The organism is Levilactobacillus koreensis JCM 16448 (genome assembly GCF_001435525.1).
Taxonomy (GTDB): Bacteria; Bacillota; Bacilli; order Lactobacillales; family Lactobacillaceae; genus Levilactobacillus; species Levilactobacillus koreensis.
The window spans coordinates 1-18,114 of record NZ_AZDP01000049.1; the positions used below are offsets into that span (position 1 = coordinate 1).

18 protein-coding genes are annotated in these 18,114 nt (G+C 47.1%); 8 read left to right on the top strand and 10 right to left on the bottom strand.

Features of this window, described 5'->3' with window-relative positions:
• Window positions 1–635 precede the first annotated feature (635 nt).
• Entirely contained in the window at window positions 636–992 is a 357-nt protein-coding gene (locus FC99_RS03740) for an MmcQ/YjbR family DNA-binding protein (protein ID WP_048733443.1), read from the bottom strand.
• A 147-nt stretch (window positions 993–1,139) separates the two neighbouring features.
• Here FC99_RS03740 and FC99_RS03745 point away from each other — a divergent pair, with 147 nt between their 5' ends.
• Window positions 1,140–1,631: an AAA family ATPase gene (locus FC99_RS03745; protein ID WP_162258575.1), complete on the top strand. Its 492-nt coding sequence runs from the start codon at window positions 1,140–1,142 to the stop codon at window positions 1,629–1,631.
• Between the two features lie 378 nt (window positions 1,632–2,009).
• Here FC99_RS03745 and FC99_RS03750 read toward each other — a convergent pair whose 3' ends face one another.
• From FC99_RS03750 to FC99_RS03770, 5 genes are all read right to left on the bottom strand, one after another.
• A complete protein-coding gene (locus FC99_RS03750) occupies window positions 2,010–3,134 on the bottom strand; it encodes an NAD(P)-dependent alcohol dehydrogenase (RefSeq protein ID WP_048733438.1) in 1,125 nt (374 codons plus the stop codon).
• 246 nt (window positions 3,135–3,380) lie between these two features.
• Window positions 3,381–4,856 carry an aldehyde dehydrogenase gene (gene aldA, locus FC99_RS03755; RefSeq protein ID WP_048733435.1) on the bottom strand — a complete coding sequence of 492 codons (1,476 nt, stop codon included), beginning with the start codon at window positions 4,854–4,856 and terminating at the stop codon, window positions 3,381–3,383.
• Between the two features lie 638 nt (window positions 4,857–5,494).
• Window positions 5,495–5,818 (bottom strand): DMT family transporter, encoded by a 324-nt coding sequence (locus FC99_RS03760; RefSeq protein ID WP_048733433.1) that lies wholly within the window; start codon window positions 5,816–5,818, stop codon window positions 5,495–5,497.
• Between the two features lie 151 nt (window positions 5,819–5,969).
• A complete protein-coding gene (locus FC99_RS03765; protein WP_048733431.1) occupies window positions 5,970–6,674 on the bottom strand; it encodes an N-acetylmuramoyl-L-alanine amidase in 705 nt (234 codons plus the stop codon).
• Between the two features lie 228 nt (window positions 6,675–6,902).
• Entirely contained in the window at window positions 6,903–7,847 is a 945-nt protein-coding gene (locus FC99_RS03770) for a helix-turn-helix transcriptional regulator (protein WP_048733429.1), read from the bottom strand.
• A gap of 88 nt (window positions 7,848–7,935) precedes the next feature.
• Here FC99_RS03770 and FC99_RS03775 point away from each other — a divergent pair, with 88 nt between their 5' ends.
• The 6 genes from FC99_RS03775 to FC99_RS03800 all read left to right on the top strand — a co-directional run bounded on the left by FC99_RS03775 (window position 7,936) and on the right by FC99_RS03800 (window position 13,818).
• The gene (locus tag FC99_RS03775) at window positions 7,936–8,193 is read left to right on the top strand and encodes a Mor transcription activator family protein (RefSeq protein WP_082153200.1); all 258 of its coding nucleotides are present in this window, start codon (window positions 7,936–7,938) and stop codon (window positions 8,191–8,193) included.
• Between the two features lie 111 nt (window positions 8,194–8,304).
• Window positions 8,305–8,565: a Mor transcription activator family protein gene (locus FC99_RS03780; RefSeq protein WP_048733426.1), complete on the top strand. Its 261-nt coding sequence runs from the start codon at window positions 8,305–8,307 to the stop codon at window positions 8,563–8,565.
• A gap of 43 nt (window positions 8,566–8,608) precedes the next feature.
• On the top strand, window positions 8,609–9,592 hold the full coding sequence (locus FC99_RS03785; RefSeq protein WP_048733425.1) for a hypothetical protein: 984 nt from the start codon (window positions 8,609–8,611) through the stop codon (window positions 9,590–9,592).
• Window positions 9,593–9,803: 211 nt separating this feature from the next.
• Entirely contained in the window at window positions 9,804–11,969 is a 2,166-nt protein-coding gene (locus FC99_RS03790; protein WP_048733422.1) for a hypothetical protein, read from the top strand.
• A gap of 79 nt (window positions 11,970–12,048) precedes the next feature.
• Window positions 12,049–12,609: a nucleotidyltransferase family protein gene (locus FC99_RS03795; protein WP_048733420.1), complete on the top strand. Its 561-nt coding sequence runs from the start codon at window positions 12,049–12,051 to the stop codon at window positions 12,607–12,609.
• A 198-nt stretch (window positions 12,610–12,807) separates the two neighbouring features.
• Window positions 12,808–13,818, top strand: a complete 1,011-nt coding sequence (locus tag FC99_RS03800) for a CAP domain-containing protein (RefSeq protein ID WP_048733417.1) — start codon at window positions 12,808–12,810, stop codon at window positions 13,816–13,818.
• A 69-nt stretch (window positions 13,819–13,887) separates the two neighbouring features.
• On the opposite strand, the gene FC99_RS03805 is transcribed toward FC99_RS03800, so the two are convergent.
• The 3 genes from FC99_RS03805 to FC99_RS03815 form a co-directional block, all read right to left on the bottom strand.
• Window positions 13,888–14,211, bottom strand: a complete 324-nt coding sequence (locus FC99_RS03805; protein ID WP_048733416.1) for a type II toxin-antitoxin system mRNA interferase toxin, RelE/StbE family — start codon at window positions 14,209–14,211, stop codon at window positions 13,888–13,890.
• Window positions 14,198–14,464 (bottom strand): type II toxin-antitoxin system RelB/DinJ family antitoxin, encoded by a 267-nt coding sequence (locus FC99_RS03810; protein ID WP_048733413.1) that lies wholly within the window; start codon window positions 14,462–14,464, stop codon window positions 14,198–14,200. Before FC99_RS03810 ends, FC99_RS03805 begins: the two co-directional genes overlap by 14 nt.
• 197 nt (window positions 14,465–14,661) lie before the next feature.
• Entirely contained in the window at window positions 14,662–15,165 is a 504-nt protein-coding gene (locus FC99_RS03815; protein ID WP_048733411.1) for a DUF2798 domain-containing protein, read from the bottom strand.
• Between the two features lie 441 nt (window positions 15,166–15,606).
• Between FC99_RS03815 and FC99_RS03820 the strand changes: the two genes are divergently transcribed.
• Window positions 15,607–16,188: a VIT1/CCC1 transporter family protein gene (locus tag FC99_RS03820; protein ID WP_235805859.1), complete on the top strand. Its 582-nt coding sequence runs from the start codon at window positions 15,607–15,609 to the stop codon at window positions 16,186–16,188.
• A gap of 207 nt (window positions 16,189–16,395) precedes the next feature.
• On the opposite strand, the gene FC99_RS03825 is transcribed toward FC99_RS03820, so the two are convergent.
• Window positions 16,396–17,574: a GGDEF domain-containing protein gene (locus tag FC99_RS03825; protein ID WP_048733408.1), complete on the bottom strand. Its 1,179-nt coding sequence runs from the start codon at window positions 17,572–17,574 to the stop codon at window positions 16,396–16,398.
• Window positions 17,575–18,114 lie beyond the last annotated feature (540 nt).

Here is an 18,114-nt window from a genome sequence, read left to right on the forward strand (position 1 = left end):
AATCTTTGGTATTAGTATTTGGTCCTAGTGACTAACTTGTTCTTGCAATTTGCGTAGAAATAACATTGAGCTTTGCCATCGTTTGATCATCAGTAAATCCCCCTCGGTTAAAATTGGATACAAAAAACCGTCCTCAACAGCCAATGCGTTAAGGACGGTTTTAACCGCGGTGCCACCTTAATTGGACGGGTACTCAAATAGAGCCCACGTCCCTTCTCCACAGGAAACTATCATTTCCTTGACAACTGACGTATGTCGCACGTCTTCCCGTACTGCTAATGGTTCGGGGAAGCCCTCGGTGGTCCATTTAATCATCTGCGTTCGGCCGTACTCTCAGCAACGACGGCTCTCTTTGCGTGCACGATGGTCTTGATCTCCACCTCAATGGTTTGTTTCGGACGATTCTTGAATTGAGGCTAGTGTACCCCGGAAAAAAGGTAGTGTCAACCCGGGGATTAGATTTTTTGCATGCCAGTTGTTAAATTTGACGCACTGCGGCTGCCAGGGATTACAACTGCTGTGGGGATGTCATAGTCTAATGGAAAACACTGAATTTTCTTGTTTCCACATAGTGTCATTTCGAAAAGTTGATCCAATAATTATCAAGCACTAGCTGCAAGAGTAATTATTAATAATTAGCTTTTAGTAACTAATTGGTAACTACCGTCTAATAATTGTAAGGCGCTTTTATCATCGACTTGGTCAAGCAAAATCGTCAACCAGTGATCCTTGTTCATGTGGTATCCCGCGAGATAGGCAGGTTGCTCGCGTAAAATACTGCCAAGTTCGGGATCAATTTTAACGTCGAGTATATCGACTTCGTCTGTGCCGGTCAGCCCGAGTTTTTCGCGGGGAACGTTCATGACTAGCCCGAACCACTTGCCTTGTAGGTTCTTGAGGGCAGCGTACTTAGGAAAACTTGAGAAGGTATATTCAGGTATGACGCCATAATTGTCTTCGATATAATCAAAAATTGTTTGTCGTGTGACCATGGAGAAAGACCTCCTTTAGGTGTGACTTTAGTTTACGATAGATATGGTGTTGTTTCAATGTGTCCCAACACCTCTAATCCGGTGAACTAGTTGTGCTAGCAATCGGCGGAGACTTCAGGCATGCTGGGTGAAAGGCAAGTGACAACGATGACAAAATTAATTGTGTTGCGGGGAAATTCGGGGTGCGGCAAAACCACGACGGCTCAGCGATTGCGGAAAAGATTAGCGCCAGATTGTCTCATGATTAATCAGGATGTTGTCCGGCGGCAGATTTGTCACGCGCCCGATCATAAGGGTAACGCATCAATCAAGGTCATGGCCGACCTGATTGCGTGGGGCGAGCAACAGGGATTTTCGACGATCGTACTGGAAGGTATTTTGAAACGCAGTGTTTACGGTAACTGGCTCTGTCAACTTCAAGGGCAGTGGGAGGAACGGCTGATTTCGGTATACTTTGACGTTTCGTTTGCGACGACATTAGCGCGTAATCAGCTGAAGCCATCACCATTTGCCGAGAAACAACTGCAGCAGTGGTGGCTGGACCATGATGTTCTGGGGAATGAGGCAGCTACTTTTGGTGAGGGCGAACAAGTGACTGACCAAGTTGAGACGTTGACGAGATTGGTGACTAGGGACTAGCTATTGCTGGGACGGATACCACGATGTTGGCTGCAAACGAATGTTACCCATTCCAGCGCAAGTTGCATTTGGGTTGGCTGGTTGCTGACATCGTTGAGAAGAACAATCAGAGCCGGAGGAGGTCGGGGATGTAGCCAGCCGTGGTAATCGTGGTAGCTGTCAGCTACCACGATGGGCGACTTTGGAGACACGTGTTCTTCGTGGCTTCAAAGCGAGCGAGAGGACCGCTTCTCAGTCCGAAGCGTCCCCACAGCAGGCGGAATCCCTGACAGCCGGAGTGCGGCCATTCGTAGCACGTTTCCAATTACATAACAAAAACCGGCAGGCCCCAAACAGGACCCACCGGTCAAGAACGTTAAAGAATCAGGTTAATTGTTTTTATTTGCCAGGAACGTAGCTGTCATCAATGACCAGAACTGGTTTGATGGTCTTCCCGGAAACGGAGTCAGCGTTGGCTTCATTGATTTGACTGAACTTGTAGAACTTTTCAGTCTTGTCGAAGTCAAATTGACCCATCTTGTAGAATTCGATTAAACGAGGGATGTCAACTTGAGGAATGGAGTCACCCATGTTAACTCCGATGACGCTCTTGTCGTTGACACAGAGGTCGTTCCAAGTGTCGAGGTCGATGTGATGGTTCGTAACGGCGATGGCAGCTGAAGTCCCACCTTGTGCTAAGGCTTGAATGGAGTTGGAGATAACGCTGGCAACACCGGTCGTGTCAACCGCGTAGTTAACACCGTAGCCACCGGTCAAGTCTTGAACGGCTTTAACTACGTCGTCAACCTTCTTACTGTTGATGACGTCGGTAGCACCGAGTTCCTTAGCCAAGTCCAAACGAGAGTCAACGATGTCAATGGCGATAACCTTGGTGCAACCTGAGATCCGGCCAGCCATCATGGCAGCCAAACCAACGGCACCAGTACCAAAGACGGCAATCGTGTCACCAGGCTTTGGCTTCAAGGTGTTCAGGACAGTCCCAGAACCAGTGACGTAGCCACAGCCCAGAGGTCCGAGTTTCCGTAAGTCAAGGTCCTTGTCGACCTTAACGGCGTTCCGTTCACGAACGACCGTGGTTGTCGTAAAGGAACTTTGGTCGAACATGTCGGCAACGTTGTGGCCGTTTTCAGTGAAGTGTGCCGTGCCGTCTGGACGAACACCAGACAGGTTGTTGGCAGCGTAGTTTTCACATTGGGTAGGAATCCCTTTCAAACAGCTCTTGCAGTTCCCACAGCCGTAGAAACTGAGAACAACGTGGTCGCCGGGCTTGAATTGGGTAACTTCTGGCCCAACCTTTTCAACGATCCCGGAACCTTCGTGGCCTAAAACGATAGGATAGTCGATGACCGCAACCCCAGTACGCAGAGCTTCGTCAGAGTGGCAGATCCCACTAGCAACCATGTGGACTTGAATGTCGTCCGGACCCATGTCAGCCAGTTCAACGTCATCACGAATTTCAAAATCAGCATTTTGCTTATCAACAACTGCAGCTTGAATCTTCATAATTGGCACCTCGTTTTTATTTATTGTTTACACTTGATCATTATCACACAGATAGGTAAAAATGCAAGCGCTTCCACAATGCAATTTTCACACTATCCGGGGGGATATCCTCAATATGACGGGGTTTGCCAGCAGTTAGCCAATCTCGCCAAAATGACGGGGATCTCGTTTTCAATTCACATTTACAGGGGAATTTCGCCGAAAAAAGATAATTCGCGACGGAATTATCTTTTTTCGAATCTATGGTTAGCCATTAGCCTTTTCAGGATGGCCTTGCAGGTAAACAACGTGGGTGTTCAAGAATTCTTCAATCCCATGCTTACCATCATCACCACCGATACCGGATTCCTTCCAGCCGGAGTGAGACCCGTTCATGGCTTCGAAGTTGAACCGGTTGATGTAAGTTTCCCCATCTTCCAATTCACGAGAAGCACGCATAGCGTTGTCGATGTTTTCAGTGAAGATTGATGAAGTCAACCCAAAGTCACTGTCGTTAGCCATGTTGATAGCGTCGTCCAAAGTCTTAAAGGTCAATACTGGCAGTACTGGACCAAAGATTTCGTCTTGAACGATTTCGGAGTCTTGCTTGACGTTAGAAATAACGGTTGGTTCGAAGTAGAAGCCCTTAGCGATCTTGACCACGTGGCCACCGGTTTCCAGCTTGCCACCGGCCTTAACAGCGCGGTCGACCATGCCAGATACCTTGTCCAAAGCAGCTTGGTTGATCAGTGGACCCATGCCGATGTCTTCGTTAGCCATTGGATCGCCGACGGTAACTTCGCCCATCTTGGTTGCCAATTTCTTCGTGAATTCATCCGCAATGTCTTCTTGAACGTAGACCCGTTCACAGTTGTTGCAAAGTTGACCGTTGTTGTCGACACGAGAGTCGATGATGGATTGAACGGCCAAGTCGATGTCAGCATCCTTGCAGACGATAGCAGGGGCTTTCCCACCAAGTTCCAGAGAAACCTTGGCCATGTGGGTAGCAGCCGCAGCCATGACCCGCTTCCCAGAGTTAACGGAACCGGTCAAACTGATAATACCAATCTTCTTGTTCTTGGAAAGTTCGTCACCAATGACGGCACCAGGACCAGTAATGATGTTGACAACACCCTTAGGAATCCCAACCTTTTCAACGATCTTGGCAAATTCTAGACCTAAGTTAGGCGTGTCGGTACTTGGCTTCATAACGATCGTGTTCCCAGTAACCAAAGCTGGCCCCATCTTCCGGGCAATCAGGAAGAATGGGAAGTTCCAAGGTAAAATCCCAGCGGCAACACCGATTGGTTGCTTGTCGATCATGATGCTTTCGTTAGCGTTGTCGGATTGAAGGATTTCGCCTTCGTAGGTCCGAGAAGCGCTAGCCATGTAGTCAAAGTAGTCGGCTGAGAATAAAATTTCAGTGGTTGCTAATGACTTGATCTTGCCTTGTTCTTCTTGAAGCATTGCAATCAAGTGGTCGGAATCTTTCCGGATTTCGGTAGCCACGTCGTGTAAGTATTGGCCTCGAGTTGCGGCGGGAACCAACTTCCATGACTTCTGTGCTTCGTAAGCAGCATCGATAGCTTCGCGAGCTTCGTCGACCGTCGCACTTGGGACCGTAGAAATTGGTTCACCGGTAGCCGGATTGATAACAGTGATCAGATTGCCTGAAGAAGAATCTCTAAATTCACCGTTGATGTACATTTGATAATGTTTTAATGCAACAGAACTTTGTGCCATGATGTAAAATACTTCCTTTCCCAGCTGCTCTTCTTGGGAGGGTAGCTATAAAACGAATTAGGCGACAAATGAAAACAGCTACAACACTGATTATCCTGACGTGCGCAACCCACGTTCGCAGGAAATTAATGTCTAAAAAACAATACTATGTTAAATTATGAGCAATCAATGACGTTCACGTAACACGCTCCCGTCCGACTTCTCACCTTTCGTTCTAGTCCTTTTTGTGACGAAATGCAAAATTATTCACAAGAAAAACAGTATAAACGACCGCGTTAGCCCTACTGTCTCTAATCGGCAGAAAATTTTAACGGATTTTTTAGTAACCTGTCTAACTTTTAAGAATGGCTGGCATTTGAAAAAATAGTTGTTCTAATCCCGGTCTAGCAGTAATATTGTGAATCAAAATCAGTTATTCATCGTTTATTAGTAAATAGGCACTGTTATTAATAATTAAACTAGTGGTGCCCCTATATGATCATAATTGGTGAAAAAGGGTCGTTTTAGAGCATGGAGTCCCGCTAAATAGGCATTTGTTTGGTGAGCAAAGTCTAAAAAAGAAGTCTGGACGAAAACTCCAGGCTCCTTTTGGTGTCTCCGAATTTATGTTGCTGAGACGTGCGACAAATGGCAGTTAGTCAATGACCAGGGCCATACAGATTGAGGATGACCACGCCGACCACGACTAGGGAAATGCCGAAGACACTGGCGAGGTTGATGGGTTCGTGCCAGAGGGTAATGGAAATGGCGGTGGTGATGACAATACCGATGCCCGCCCAGATGGCGTAGGCAACGTTCAGGTCGATATTTTTCATGGCGACCGATAAGAAGTAGAAGCACAGGCCGTACGCGACGAGTGCGCCCAGTGACGGCCACGGCCGCGTGAAGCCAGCCGCAGCTTTGAGTAAATTGGTGCCGACTAATTCTCCAACAATGGCGATGCCCAAGTAGATGTATGGCATTTGCGCCGCCCCCTAATGTTTCGTGTGAAACACGCTTGTCCTTCAGACTAGCAGGGCCAAAACGGCGGTGCAATTCGAACGAATCTCGGGGGAATTATTTGTAAATTGACTAAAAAAACCGGTCGCAGTTGGGACCGGTTTTTCGTCGACCTTATTTGATTTTTTCGTTGGTAATGGCTTCGATGTCCGCCTTGGCAATCTTTGCCATGTTCTTCTTGAGGTGGTGAACGTCGGTCTTGTTAGTGATGAAGCCGGATTCGACCAGACTGTAGTCGATGCCGCGTTTCCGCAAGACGTTGCAGTTCCGCAAGTTGGTCCGGTAGCTAAAGCCGTTGTAGGCGCGGTTCAGGCCAACGTACTTCTTGATGACCTTGGCGAGGCGCTTGTCGCGGGCCGTGGGGTGCTTTTTGTGGATGATGACGTGGCCACCGTGACCGGCAGGGGCGTCCAAGTGAAACATGATGACCGTGGTCTTCTTGTTGAGCTTGTACGACCCCTTGTGATGGAACAGGGTATCACTGACCAGGTTCTTCTTAGGGTTGTAGAACGTGATGGTGCTGTGCTTGACTTCCTTCGCGTACTTTTTCAGCTGTGGCAACATGTTCTTGCGGAGGAAGGTGGCTTCCGTCGTCCCGTTTCCCCGGGCACCGGGGTCGCCAGCACCGTGACCCATCACAATCAGATAGTGTTTCTTGGCCTTCGCCTTGACCTTAGGCTTAGTGGTGGTCTTCTTGGCCGGCTTAGCGGTCGATTCCGTGGTAGCCGTCGTCTCCGCCTTGGCGATCGTCGTGGTGCTCAAAGCCAGTGGCAACAACAGCATTAGCCCGGCAACGAGTCCGAATTTCCATTTCTTCATATGTAAAATGCACTCCTTAGTCATCGTGTTGATAGTTTCAAACTACCTTAATTGACTTCCTTAATCATACGCTTAAAACGGGAAATCGGGTAGTGAAACATGGAAGAATGCAGTGAAAAATGCACTAAGAAATGTGAACGCAAATGGGAAGGATAACGGCGTTGATGTCATAAAAAAATAGCAGGGCTAGTCAGTGAAACAATGACTAACGCTGCTGTTTTGTGGTGGTTAGTAACGGTCCGCCATCCGCTTGAGCTCCGCTTGAAAATCGTCGACGAAAGACTGAGGTGCCACGACCTGGACGTTGGCCCCCTGACTCAGCAGCCACATCTTGGCACCCCAGGAAAAGACAGTGGCCTCAATCAACACGGCCTTTTCAGCGGGATATTCCTTGATGACGGTGGCGGTGGGGAAACGGTCGAGGGCGGCTTCGACGATGCCCCAGAACTTAAACTGTAAGGTCATCTTTTTGCCCGGCTGCATGTAGTGCAGAAGCCGCCGCAGCTCGCCGTCCTCCACGCGTTGGGCCCGGGTGCGGGTGATAGCCTGACTGGTCGTTTGCAAGTGGCGAATCCGGTCGACGCGGTAAAAGAGATTGCTGTCATACTTGGCGTTGTAGGCGATCACGTAGAAGTAATATTCGGAAAAAATAATGGCTTCCGGCAGAATTGTCCGAACCACGATTTCTCGGTGCTGCTTTTGGTACGTGATGGTCACGGCCTGCTGTTGCGTGATAAATTGGCTGAGCTCCCAGATGTTGGCGAGCAGGTCTTGACCATGATGGACCGGTTGATAGTAGAAACGTTCGTTTTTAATGATGGGGCGAATTTCCTGTTGATCGGCAAGCGGTAGCAGTTGGAGCAGGCCGTCGATGGTCTGAGTCATTTCGGCCGTGGTCAGAGATCGGCTAGCCAGCGCAATCTTGATGAGGACTAGCACGGCTTGCTTGGACACGCTGGTCTGCGTGGTGATGAGCTGGTAGCCGTCAAATTGGCGGCGGTAGACCAGTTTATAAAATAAATTTTGTTCGGCAATGAACTGGCGAATCTGGCTGAGGTCGCGTTGAATTACGCGCAGGCTGACCTGAAATTGATCGGCGAGGGCGGCCTTATTGACGATGTGCTGGCTGATGAGCAGTTGAAAGATGGTCAGTTGGCGATAAGCGGCATTCATGGTGGCGGACTCCTTTTTAGTAGATGGACGTATACTGTCTATCTGTCATTGTAAACTGTGGTTAATCAGTTCGCAATGGGAGGAATAAATGATGGATGACATTCAGAATTGGCAGGCGTTGTACCAAGAGTTGGCGCGGTTGATCGGCCCAGCGGCTACGCGAAAATTGTGTGCCTATTACGGTGGCGCGCAGATCAGTTTTCCGCGGCGGCTTCTGGACCAGCAACGGGAGGCGGCCCTCATTTGTCAGGAGTACGCGCAGGGGGTGAGCGTGGTGGCGCTGGCCCGCCGGCACAATTACTCGAGCCGCACGATTCGCAGAATCCTAGCAAAACCGTTGACGTAATGCGCTGCAGACTGCTGGTTACGTCCCCGGCCAAAGGCATTTTAGTCGGCCGGAGACGTTTGCTAATCTATGGAGGGTAGAAAGCACGAACCAATTTAGGAGGAAACGCACATGACAATGCGGGTCGATTTATTACAGGATTCATACGCACAACTATACGATTTATTAGGTGAAGAGTTAACGGAAAAGTTATACCAGGTCTACCGTGGGCAACAGGTCTCGTTCCCCATGCGCCTCTATAACCGCGATAAGGTGGCTAAGCAGATTCTGACCGAGTACGACGGCCACAATATTGCCGAGCTCACGCGCAAGTATGATTATTCGCAGCGCTGGGTGCGGCAGATGATTCAGGAGGGACGGAAGGAAAAGTAGGGCCCGGTCGATTAATGGTTAAGTGATAGGAGGATGTGTGATCATGGATGACATTCTAAAAGCATTTGCGCAAGCAGTAGGCAATGCAAAATTGGATAAACAGGCGCCAGGGCTAAATCGGCTGGAAAGAGAGGGCCTCGCTATTTCTTGGGTCGAATTCTTTGATAAGGTCCCAGGGTATTGGCTCGAACTTAGCGATACGGACCTTGAATTTGCAATCGGTGCCGGGATTCTCGCGGAGCGGACGGCTGCTCAACATAGAAGTGAGGGAGACCAGTTGTCTTTGGAAACAGTGCTAGATAAAGAGCTCGACGTGAAGAACGGTTTGAAGCAGGCTGAGGTGAAATCCAAACCTTATAGCTTTTTCCTGAAAAATGTGGCAGGCAGCACGAGTATTCCTTCTCAAAATGGGAGTCATGTCGCAACGGTGTCAGATCTTATCTTGAACGATACAAGTGAGAAGTATTCGATGCTGCGGGTTGTGGACGCCTATTATTCCAAGGCAAGTTCCACTAGAATCGGCGATGCTTTTGTTGGTGTTGCGCCCTTCATGACATACGTCGGTAAGTATATTGTTACGCCTCAGGGGGTGCCGTCGTATGCGGGATTCTTCTCAAAGATTGAAGCGGATAGTCTTAAAACTAGTGACGTGAGTGTTGTGGCACCATTGATGCAGCAGGTTAGGGATGAATTTTCAGGACTTCGCGCTTCAGATGTGACGACACTGGCTGTGGTTAAGGCGCTGGACAAGGCTTATGTTGCCTATAAAAAGAACAACACAGCGTTTAGCGAACAGTCGAAGGCGGATAGAGAAATGATTGCGCTGGAGATTGGCGTGATAACAATGGTTTCAGCCTCTATTTGTCAATTGGTCGAATACATTAGCCGGCAGGGTGGCGGAGTTGCTTCTGAGAATGCTAGTGAAAACGATGGTGAGTCGTTTAGTCAGGTTATGGTTGAGATGATATTGGATGACTTTGTGCGGATTGCAGCGGTAAAGGAATCAGCATTCGAAGGTATGTACTGATTAAAATTCCCCCAAATAATAACTGACCTATGTTAATCCTACGAGCTATAAAATAAAAAATATTTCATTCGTGAAAGCGGTGACAACGCTGCTACCATAGGAATATAATTATAAATTGAATACACCTATTCAACATTAAACAGCAAAACTATTTATTGGAAGTGGTTTTGCTGTTTAATGGAAATTCAAATCTGATAAGGAAGTGCTGGTTGTGGAACTTATTATAATAATTGCTGTAATTGGGATTGCAGTTACGATTGGTAAAAAATATTGGGAATGGATTGTAGGTATTCCATTAATCATCATTTTGCTTCAGATGTTTGGTGCGCACCCGATTATCATGCTAGTTGTTGCTGCCATAGTGGGAATTTGGCTATATCAAAATAGCGATAGCAACCAGGAGAAGAAAAGAGAACAGCAATTCAATAAGTGGGTTAGTCAAGATGTAGAAAGTAATTATGACTACACTCAGATTAGTAATTACATGGACGATATGGGAAAAGCAATGCCTTTTTCTGGTGATGAGGTTCCTCTGGGACGAGCTGAATTTTTTGCTTCATCTTTTAAACATTTATTTTTTGACGGTGATACGGTGTATGGTTATTATCCAGTTAGAAGCGAGATTGATTCTGAATTACGCGAGTACGGTTTAGTTATTACAAATCGTGGAATTGGAATGGCTATTCAGAGCGTTGAAAATAAGAATTCTAAAGACCAAAAGTCTGATGTCAAGAGTACTGAGATTTTGTTCTCGGGATTGTGGTTTATATCATTCGATGAAGAAAATAATAAGGTGACAGTTCGCTCGCAGAGTAAGCAGATAGAAATTTCATTAGGTGGTTATAATTTATTAAATGCTGAGGCCTTGGTAAGTGATGTGCAGAACTTAATCGACTCAGGGTTCACTCGTGATTTGTATACCGGGAAGATTGATAGCCAAGCTGAGGATGAGTTTAAAAATGATTTAGTAAGGTTTGAAGAGGTTGAGCATCAACCGGAAGAGCTAAGCGATCAAAGAAAAAAGTTATTTGATGAGTACAGTGAAGAGACTAGTAAAAAGCTAGACATAGATGGTGATGCAGCTGCGATACGTACCGGATTGGGTGCACAAGCAGGGAATATATCAGCCCATAACCTGCATAACATTCAGATAAATCAAATGGTAAATGGTCGTCAAGGACATGGGGTAGCAGCCGAATATGCAAACTCAGTTATGGACGGCGGTTATTTAACTAACAGTAGATTGGTCGGCCAGGATAATGCCAAACATGGTGCAGACCGGTTGAGCTTTGGCAAGAAGGTTCAGGTGAAGACATCTATTCGACTGGATAGCAAAGGACAGTATATTGGAAAAAATACAGCAGATAGTATTAAGTTAGCTTTCGCCGGTGGTGAGTATCAGTATGGTAGTATGCCCACAGAGGTTCCGAAGGATCAATATAATAAATCGGTTCAATACATGAAAGATCAAATTATAAAAGGCAACGTAGAAGGTATTACGGATCCTAATCAAGCAAGTAGTATGGTTAAAAAAGGAAAGTTTAACGGCGAGTACTATGCTAATGTTGCTAAGGCAGGAACGGTTGAATCGCTTAAAGTTGATACGCTTAATGCGATTGAACAGTCAATTCCAGGTGCTGGAATTACCTTTCTTATGACATATTCTATTGCTATATGGCGGGGTGCTAATCAAAAAGAGGCCGCAAGAATGGCTGGTAAATCAGCATTTAAGGCTGGTTTAGATAGTACTAAATTTATATTATTCACTACCCAAGCAGCTAAAATAAAAATGGTGAAGAAGTTTGCCGCTTCAAAAGTTGGAAAAAGTATTGGAATGAAAGAATCAGCTGAAGATATCGGTAAGTACGTGGGCAGTGTGGCAGTTGTTGCAATTACTTTTGGCCCATCAATTGTAAATGCCTTAAGGGGCCGTATTTCAACAGCACAGCTGACTAAGGATTCTGTTATTGGTGGTGTTTCTATTGCAGCCAGTGTAGCGTTAGGACCAGCCGGTTTAGTTGTTGGTGGGATTGGAGCAGCAATTACAGGTTACTTTACTAAAAAGATTATGGATGAATTCATTGAAGACGATGCTAAAGAGATGTATCAGGTCTTCAAGGAGGAGTTTTTAGATATCGTGATGGCATCGGGACTTTCAGATGAAGAGTATCAAGAAGTTTTGGATAAGACATTCCAAAACAAAAAATTTAGTTCATGGCTGAAAGATATGTTTGCGGCCGATGACAGACGGGGATATGCGCGGACAGTTTTAGTTGGTGGTGCCGTATCAGATGTGATGTCAGAGCGCAAAAAAATATCCGATGAAGAAGTCATTGAAGCTTATGAAACTGCGCAAGACGAGTTTGCAATGGCCTAAGTAATAGATAGATTTCGTTTCGCAAGTCCCTTGGCTTACAATAAGATAAATAGATTGTAATTCAGGAGGTCTTTCCCAAATGACACCAGAGTCCCAAGTCCTATCCATCATCCGTAACACCCCAGAACTCATGCACATTCTCACCTTGATTCGGGATTGCCACCTCAAGCAAGGCGCGCTGGCCGCTGGGAGTATCCGCAATACGGTTTGGCAAGTTCTGAGCGGGCAACCCGTTTCGTTGGGCAGTGACATCGACGTCGTTTTCTTTGACCCCGACCGTCCCGCCAGCGATGACCTTGAAATTTATGCCCAGTTGACGCAACTCGCGCCGGAATATCAGTGGCAGGTCAAGAATGAAGTCTACATGGCTCACTATGATTTTTCTGATACGCCGGACTTTACCTCGGTGGCTGATGCCATTGGCCACTTTGTCGAAGTTTCGACCTGCGTGGGCGCCTACCTTGATGGGGATGCACTGAAGTTGATCGCGCCCTATGGTGTGGATGACTTGGTCAATTTCCGCTGTCGGCCGATTCCGTTTTACCAGCAAGACGACCGTCATCGCGCCATCTACCGGCAACGGATGGCGACTAAGCAGTGGCAGAAAAAGTGGCCGCAACTTCAGGTGGCTGAGGTGTAGTCAGTTTATTAAATATTTATTTGGATTACTTGTGTCTACCATGAAGTAAATTTAAGATCCGCAAGTCATTGGCTACTCCAATTGCCAATAACTTGCGGATTTTTTGAAAAAATTTAGGCGTTCGACTATGCAATGACATATTGTGTCGCCCCACTCGTGTATGATTAGAGATAATACATACAGAAAGGGAGTCCACTCATGAGAAAAACCACCACCCTTATTCTTGGCCTCTTAGCTGTCACGTTTAGCGGCGCATTAAGTGTCCAACCGGCTGCCGCGAAAACTAAGACTAAGGAACCAACTGAAAAGAAGGCCTTTACCACCCAGGAGCGAGCAACCATCAAAGGTTATCGGCAACAGGTAAAGGGTATCTCCAACAGTACCAAGGGGATGTACACTCAAAAGCCATCATTGAAGAAATCATTTAAGCCGGGCAAGCTGAGCCAAAAGTACATCAATGCTACGGTTAAATCCGTTAATTTTTATCGACAAATGTATGGCCTGAATACAATCAAAGCTAATCCCCAGTGGAATGAAGACGCGCAGTACGGCGCTGCCACGCTGGCCGCTGCGAATGATGGGCTGGCCCATGACTTAGCGGGTATCAAGCGGCCTAGATACGTTTCAAAAGCAGCTTGGAATCGTGGTGCAGACGCCACGGGTTATAGTAATATTAGTGAGGGTGTGGTTAAGCCCTATGACAATGTTTTAAATTACCTGGTAGATTCGGGACAATCTGACTACGTTCCCGGCCACCGTGAATGGTTGCTAGGCAACACCATTGAAATTGGTGTTGGTCAGGCCGGCATTTACAATGATCTCAAGGTATTTGAGGGCGGCGCCAAATGCCGAGCCTTTGATCCTAAAGATGGGTTAGCCAAAGAAGTCGCTTATCCTAAAGCCGGTGTTTTCCCAGTCAATGCCGTTCAAGGCGGCGTTTGGTCACTTTCGTACAGCATTGGTACGGGTGAAAAGGCCAGCAAGCCAGTCGTTAAAGTCACTGATAATACGACGCATAAGAAGATTAAGGTAACGCACGTGACTAACTACAATGATGAGACCGGCTATGGCTGGTTCAAGACCAGCATTTCCTACCAGCCGAAGTTGAGCAAGGTAAAGGTCAACCACGCTTATACTGTTAAAATTAGTGGGTTAGGTAATCACGCGGATGTTAATTATCAGACGAAATTGTTTAAGTTGAGTAAGTAGATTATTAAATTTTGTTAGTTGATATGAAAAAAGCCACTTCCCAGAGAATCTAAGGAAGTGGTTTTTTTTTCAAGAGAGTTTGGTTCTGAAGGTAGTTTGGTGATCACCGGTTGCAACTAGAACTAAGATTAAACTATCACCCGAGACTGTATAGATAAGGATCCAACCGTCAAATTGTTTGCGTGTTCTCGCATCAGCCTGTCGTGCCGGATGGAGTTCACGGTAACCATGCCAGTCACCGTGTAATGCGTGGTCGTTTAACTGTCTAAGCACAGCTTGATTTTGATTGAGTAGTGCCTGAATAGCTGTGTATAGCAAATCTAAAGGGTAGTGTTTTTTCTTTAGCTTTTTAAAATCACGTTTAAAACGAGTGGTTCGTTCAGGCTTCATCATTAAGATCCGCCCATAAATCGTCGAGCGAATCAAAACTTTTTAACTTACCACTCTCCACATCTTTCTTGGCTTTTAAGGCTTCTGGTGTGGATAAGAAGTCGGTTAGACCATCGTTAGCAACATTTACCAGAGATAAACGTAAGAACTCTGAAATAGTTAAGCCAGATTGTGCCAACTTTTGGGCAGCAACAATTTTTACGGCAGGTGAAATGCGGGTTGAAACGGATTCAGTTTTTAGTTTTGTTTTTGGCATTTTTATACTCCTTATTCTGTAGTGCAAGTGTATTACAGGTCATTGTAACAATAATTCATAAAAAAGACGAAGAATACGACTCAAAAAACGGCCACTCCCCATCAAAAAAGGGAGTGGCCGTCTTTGCGTTGGCGTGGGACCAGCGAAAAAAAGAAAAACGTCCCCACTACTTGTTGGTAGCGGCGACGTTTAGTTGGTTAATCTTTGACTGTTTCGGCTTCAGCATTTTCAGCTGGGGCGTAGTGTTTTTGGACCGTTCCCAGAATCTTTCTAGCGAAGGGGCCGACAATCAATAATTGCAGCGGCAGGGCCATGAAGAGGTTGAAGATCCAAGTGTGTAAATAAGTCAGCAGGGCGTTGTCGCCGAAGTTTTGCGTGACCACCATCCCGAATAGAGACATCAGGGTGACCATGCCGGCAACCATCATAACTGAGATGGTCAGGGCAATGCGGATCTGCTTCTTTTTCATGTAATCGTTGATAATGAAGTGAAAAAAGATGTATTTGACGCCGGGACCGATGATCCCCAAGTCGCAGATTGCGGCGACCAGCAAGGCCAGTGGGTATCCCGTCAGGACTTCGCGAATGAAGTGGTGACTGAACCCATCAGCTAGGGCGATATTGTAGCCAGCCATGACCAAGACCATCAGGCCCGCCATAACGGCAGTGAAAAGTAGTTCTTCTTTAAAATTTTTAGGCATTGTGTTGCTCCTCGTTTGAATTTCCCACGAGATGCTAGCGTACCACAGATTGTTTCATGGCGTAAGGATTATTTTGAAAGTAACCGTTTTTATTTTCAAAGAGTGTGCCCAAAGGCGTTTAGCTGGTGAGCATTAAGGCTGGAAAGCAAATAACCCCGGGCTTGGGTTGTTTGCTTTCCAGGTTTAAGCGGAGCCAGCTGCCTTCGGGCACACGTTTCCGTAATGTGGGGTGAAGGGAGCAACCCGCAACACTTTCGGCACTTTGCCACCCCAATTAGTGCCGATGACCAAGCGACAAGGACATTCCCCAGCAACTTGCCCAAATATTCCTATCTTGAACTAAAATTCACAAATAATATTGCATAATTATATAAAGTCGGCCTATAATACAGGTGATTTAGAGTGGAATCGATTACATATTTTCCTCGAGGAGGAAGCACAGTGAATACACCAATGGAATCATCTAAAACGAAGAATATTTATTTTTGGGATAAACTAAACGTTTTGCGAGCCGGCATTCTCGGCGCCAACGACGGTATCATTTCGGTTTCCGGCATTGTTCTGGGGGCGACCGGGGCCAATCTCAGCAACACCACACTACTAGTCAGCGGCATCTCGGGTATGCTGGCCGGCGCATGCTCCATGGCCGGTGGCGAATGGATCTCCGTCAGCGCCCAACATGATGTGCAGGAGTATACCATGGCTCACGAAAATCCGCAGGTTGACGTTGATCTGGCCCAAAAGGATCTGTTGGTTCCATTTCACGCGGCGGCCATGTCCTTCACGGCCTTCATCATTGGCTCCCTGATTCCTTTGCTGGCCATCATGTTGTCCGCCCCGAGCTGGCGCTTCGTCAACACGGCCATTGCCATGGTGATCGCGCTGAGCCTGAACGCCATCATCAGCACCTACGAGACGACCAATTCGACCAAACGGACCATCGTTCGCAACGTGGTCATTGGGATTCTCACAATTTTAATCACGTACGGGATTGGCGCGCTGCTACACGTGCTGATTGGGTAAAACATAACTTATGTCAAACAAAAAACGGTTCTGGGACAAAAGTCCCAGAACCGTTTTGTGCTTCGAACGTATATGGTCGAAACGTGGGACAAAAGGCAGTCAACTCCGCTTAACCCTGATAGACAAACAATCCAAGCCCAGGATTATTCGTCTATCGACGTTAATGCTCATTGACTAATCGCCTTTTGCCCCACTCTCGTTTTATTTTTACAATTTCTGAGTTTTGCCTTCAACGGTAATGCGATCGCGGCCGGCTTCCTTGGATAAGTACAGGTAGTGGTCGACGCGCTTGAACCAACTGTCGAAGTCGACATCGGTCGGTTGGAGTTCCGAGATCCCAATGGAGACAGTCACCGTCAGCTTATTGCCATTTATCGTGACGGGACTCTTCTGCAGGGTATTACGAATCGCCGTGACTTCATTTTGCGCGTCCAGCGGGGGAATATTTTCGAAGATGATCACGAATTCCTCGCCGCCGTACCGGAATAGCTCGCCGTGGCTAGTCTGGGTCGTCAGTTCCTGGTTAAAGAGCTGGGCCACGTGCTTCAACACCGCGTCGCCGGCCAAGTGGCCATAGTTATCGTTGAAATTTTTAAAGTGGTCGATGTCAAACATCGCCATGGTAATTGGCATCGTCGGGTGCTGGCGGTAGACGCCGAACACGCCGACCGTTGTCGTATCAAAGTTGGCCCGGTTCCGCACGCCAGTTAGCTCGTCATAATTTGCCGCCTGATCCAAGCTCGCAAAGTGGCTGATGACGTGGTTCACGCGGGTCACAAAGAAGCGGATGATCCACATGTAAGCGATGAAGACGACCAGCACGTTGATGGCATAAAATAGGTGATAGGGGTGCGTTGACCAGATGATGAGGCACCACGCACCACCATACAAGAATTGTATCAGGAGGAAACGCCATTCTGATTTCAACACCAAGGCTTGATGCTGGCTGATGTAGGCGATGACCCCGAACAAGACGGCCATCGTCAGCATGAACACCCACCAATACTGGGTACTGGCGCCTAGCCGCACCGTCTGCCCGTAGAAGACTAGCGGCATCGCTAAGTTGACCAAGGTCACCGCCAGCGTTTGCATGGCATACATGCTGTATAGCAGAATCATCAGCTGGGCAATCGCGTAGCCCCAACTCATGACGCTACCGCCGTTTAGAACCCAGAAGGTTTGTCGTAGCAGGAGGACCCCACCAACGACAACCAAAGCTTCAATTATTTCTAAGATAAATGTTCGCGTGCGCGACAACCGCGCCGTTCGTTGTGCCACCAAATAGGTCATGACCATCATAATGGCAATTAGCCCAACCGTAATCAGGGCCATAATTACAGATTTTATATTAAAGATATCGTTAAAGAAGTTTTCAAATAAGTACATTGACTCACCTACTTATCGTAAATTACATTCTTAAGCATACCATTAAATGGGGGTGAAGGTTTTGTTGATTAACAAATATTCAGTGCATTTTCCACTCATTTCAGCTAAATTGGGTGAATTTAGTCCCAGGTCAAACTACCGATGCCACTTGTCCTAAAGCCCCTAGTTCGACCACCTAAGCAACCGGAATAGATATGCTAGTTGCCAGCGACGAGTGTACCGGTACTGGTGTAATCTGGATTCACTGTGTTGACCATGAATTCTGCCTGTTGTGGGGACGCACTGAAGTATTAGGCGGATTGCTTAGTTGGGTGCCACCTTTAGTTACAGCTGTTTTTGCAAAGTATAAGCAGGATATGTGTGGCCTCAGAGCACCAACGTAAGCCGAGAGGTCGGCAGATATGGGCTCAGGCGCGTCGTTCTGCTTAGTCGGCGGTGATTTTTCGCCGGCTTAGCAGAAGACCAATCTTGTAGACTCGTGGTCTTCGAGGCTTCAAGTTGTGTCCGCACCGTTCCAGCCCATATCTGCCGGCCGGTAAG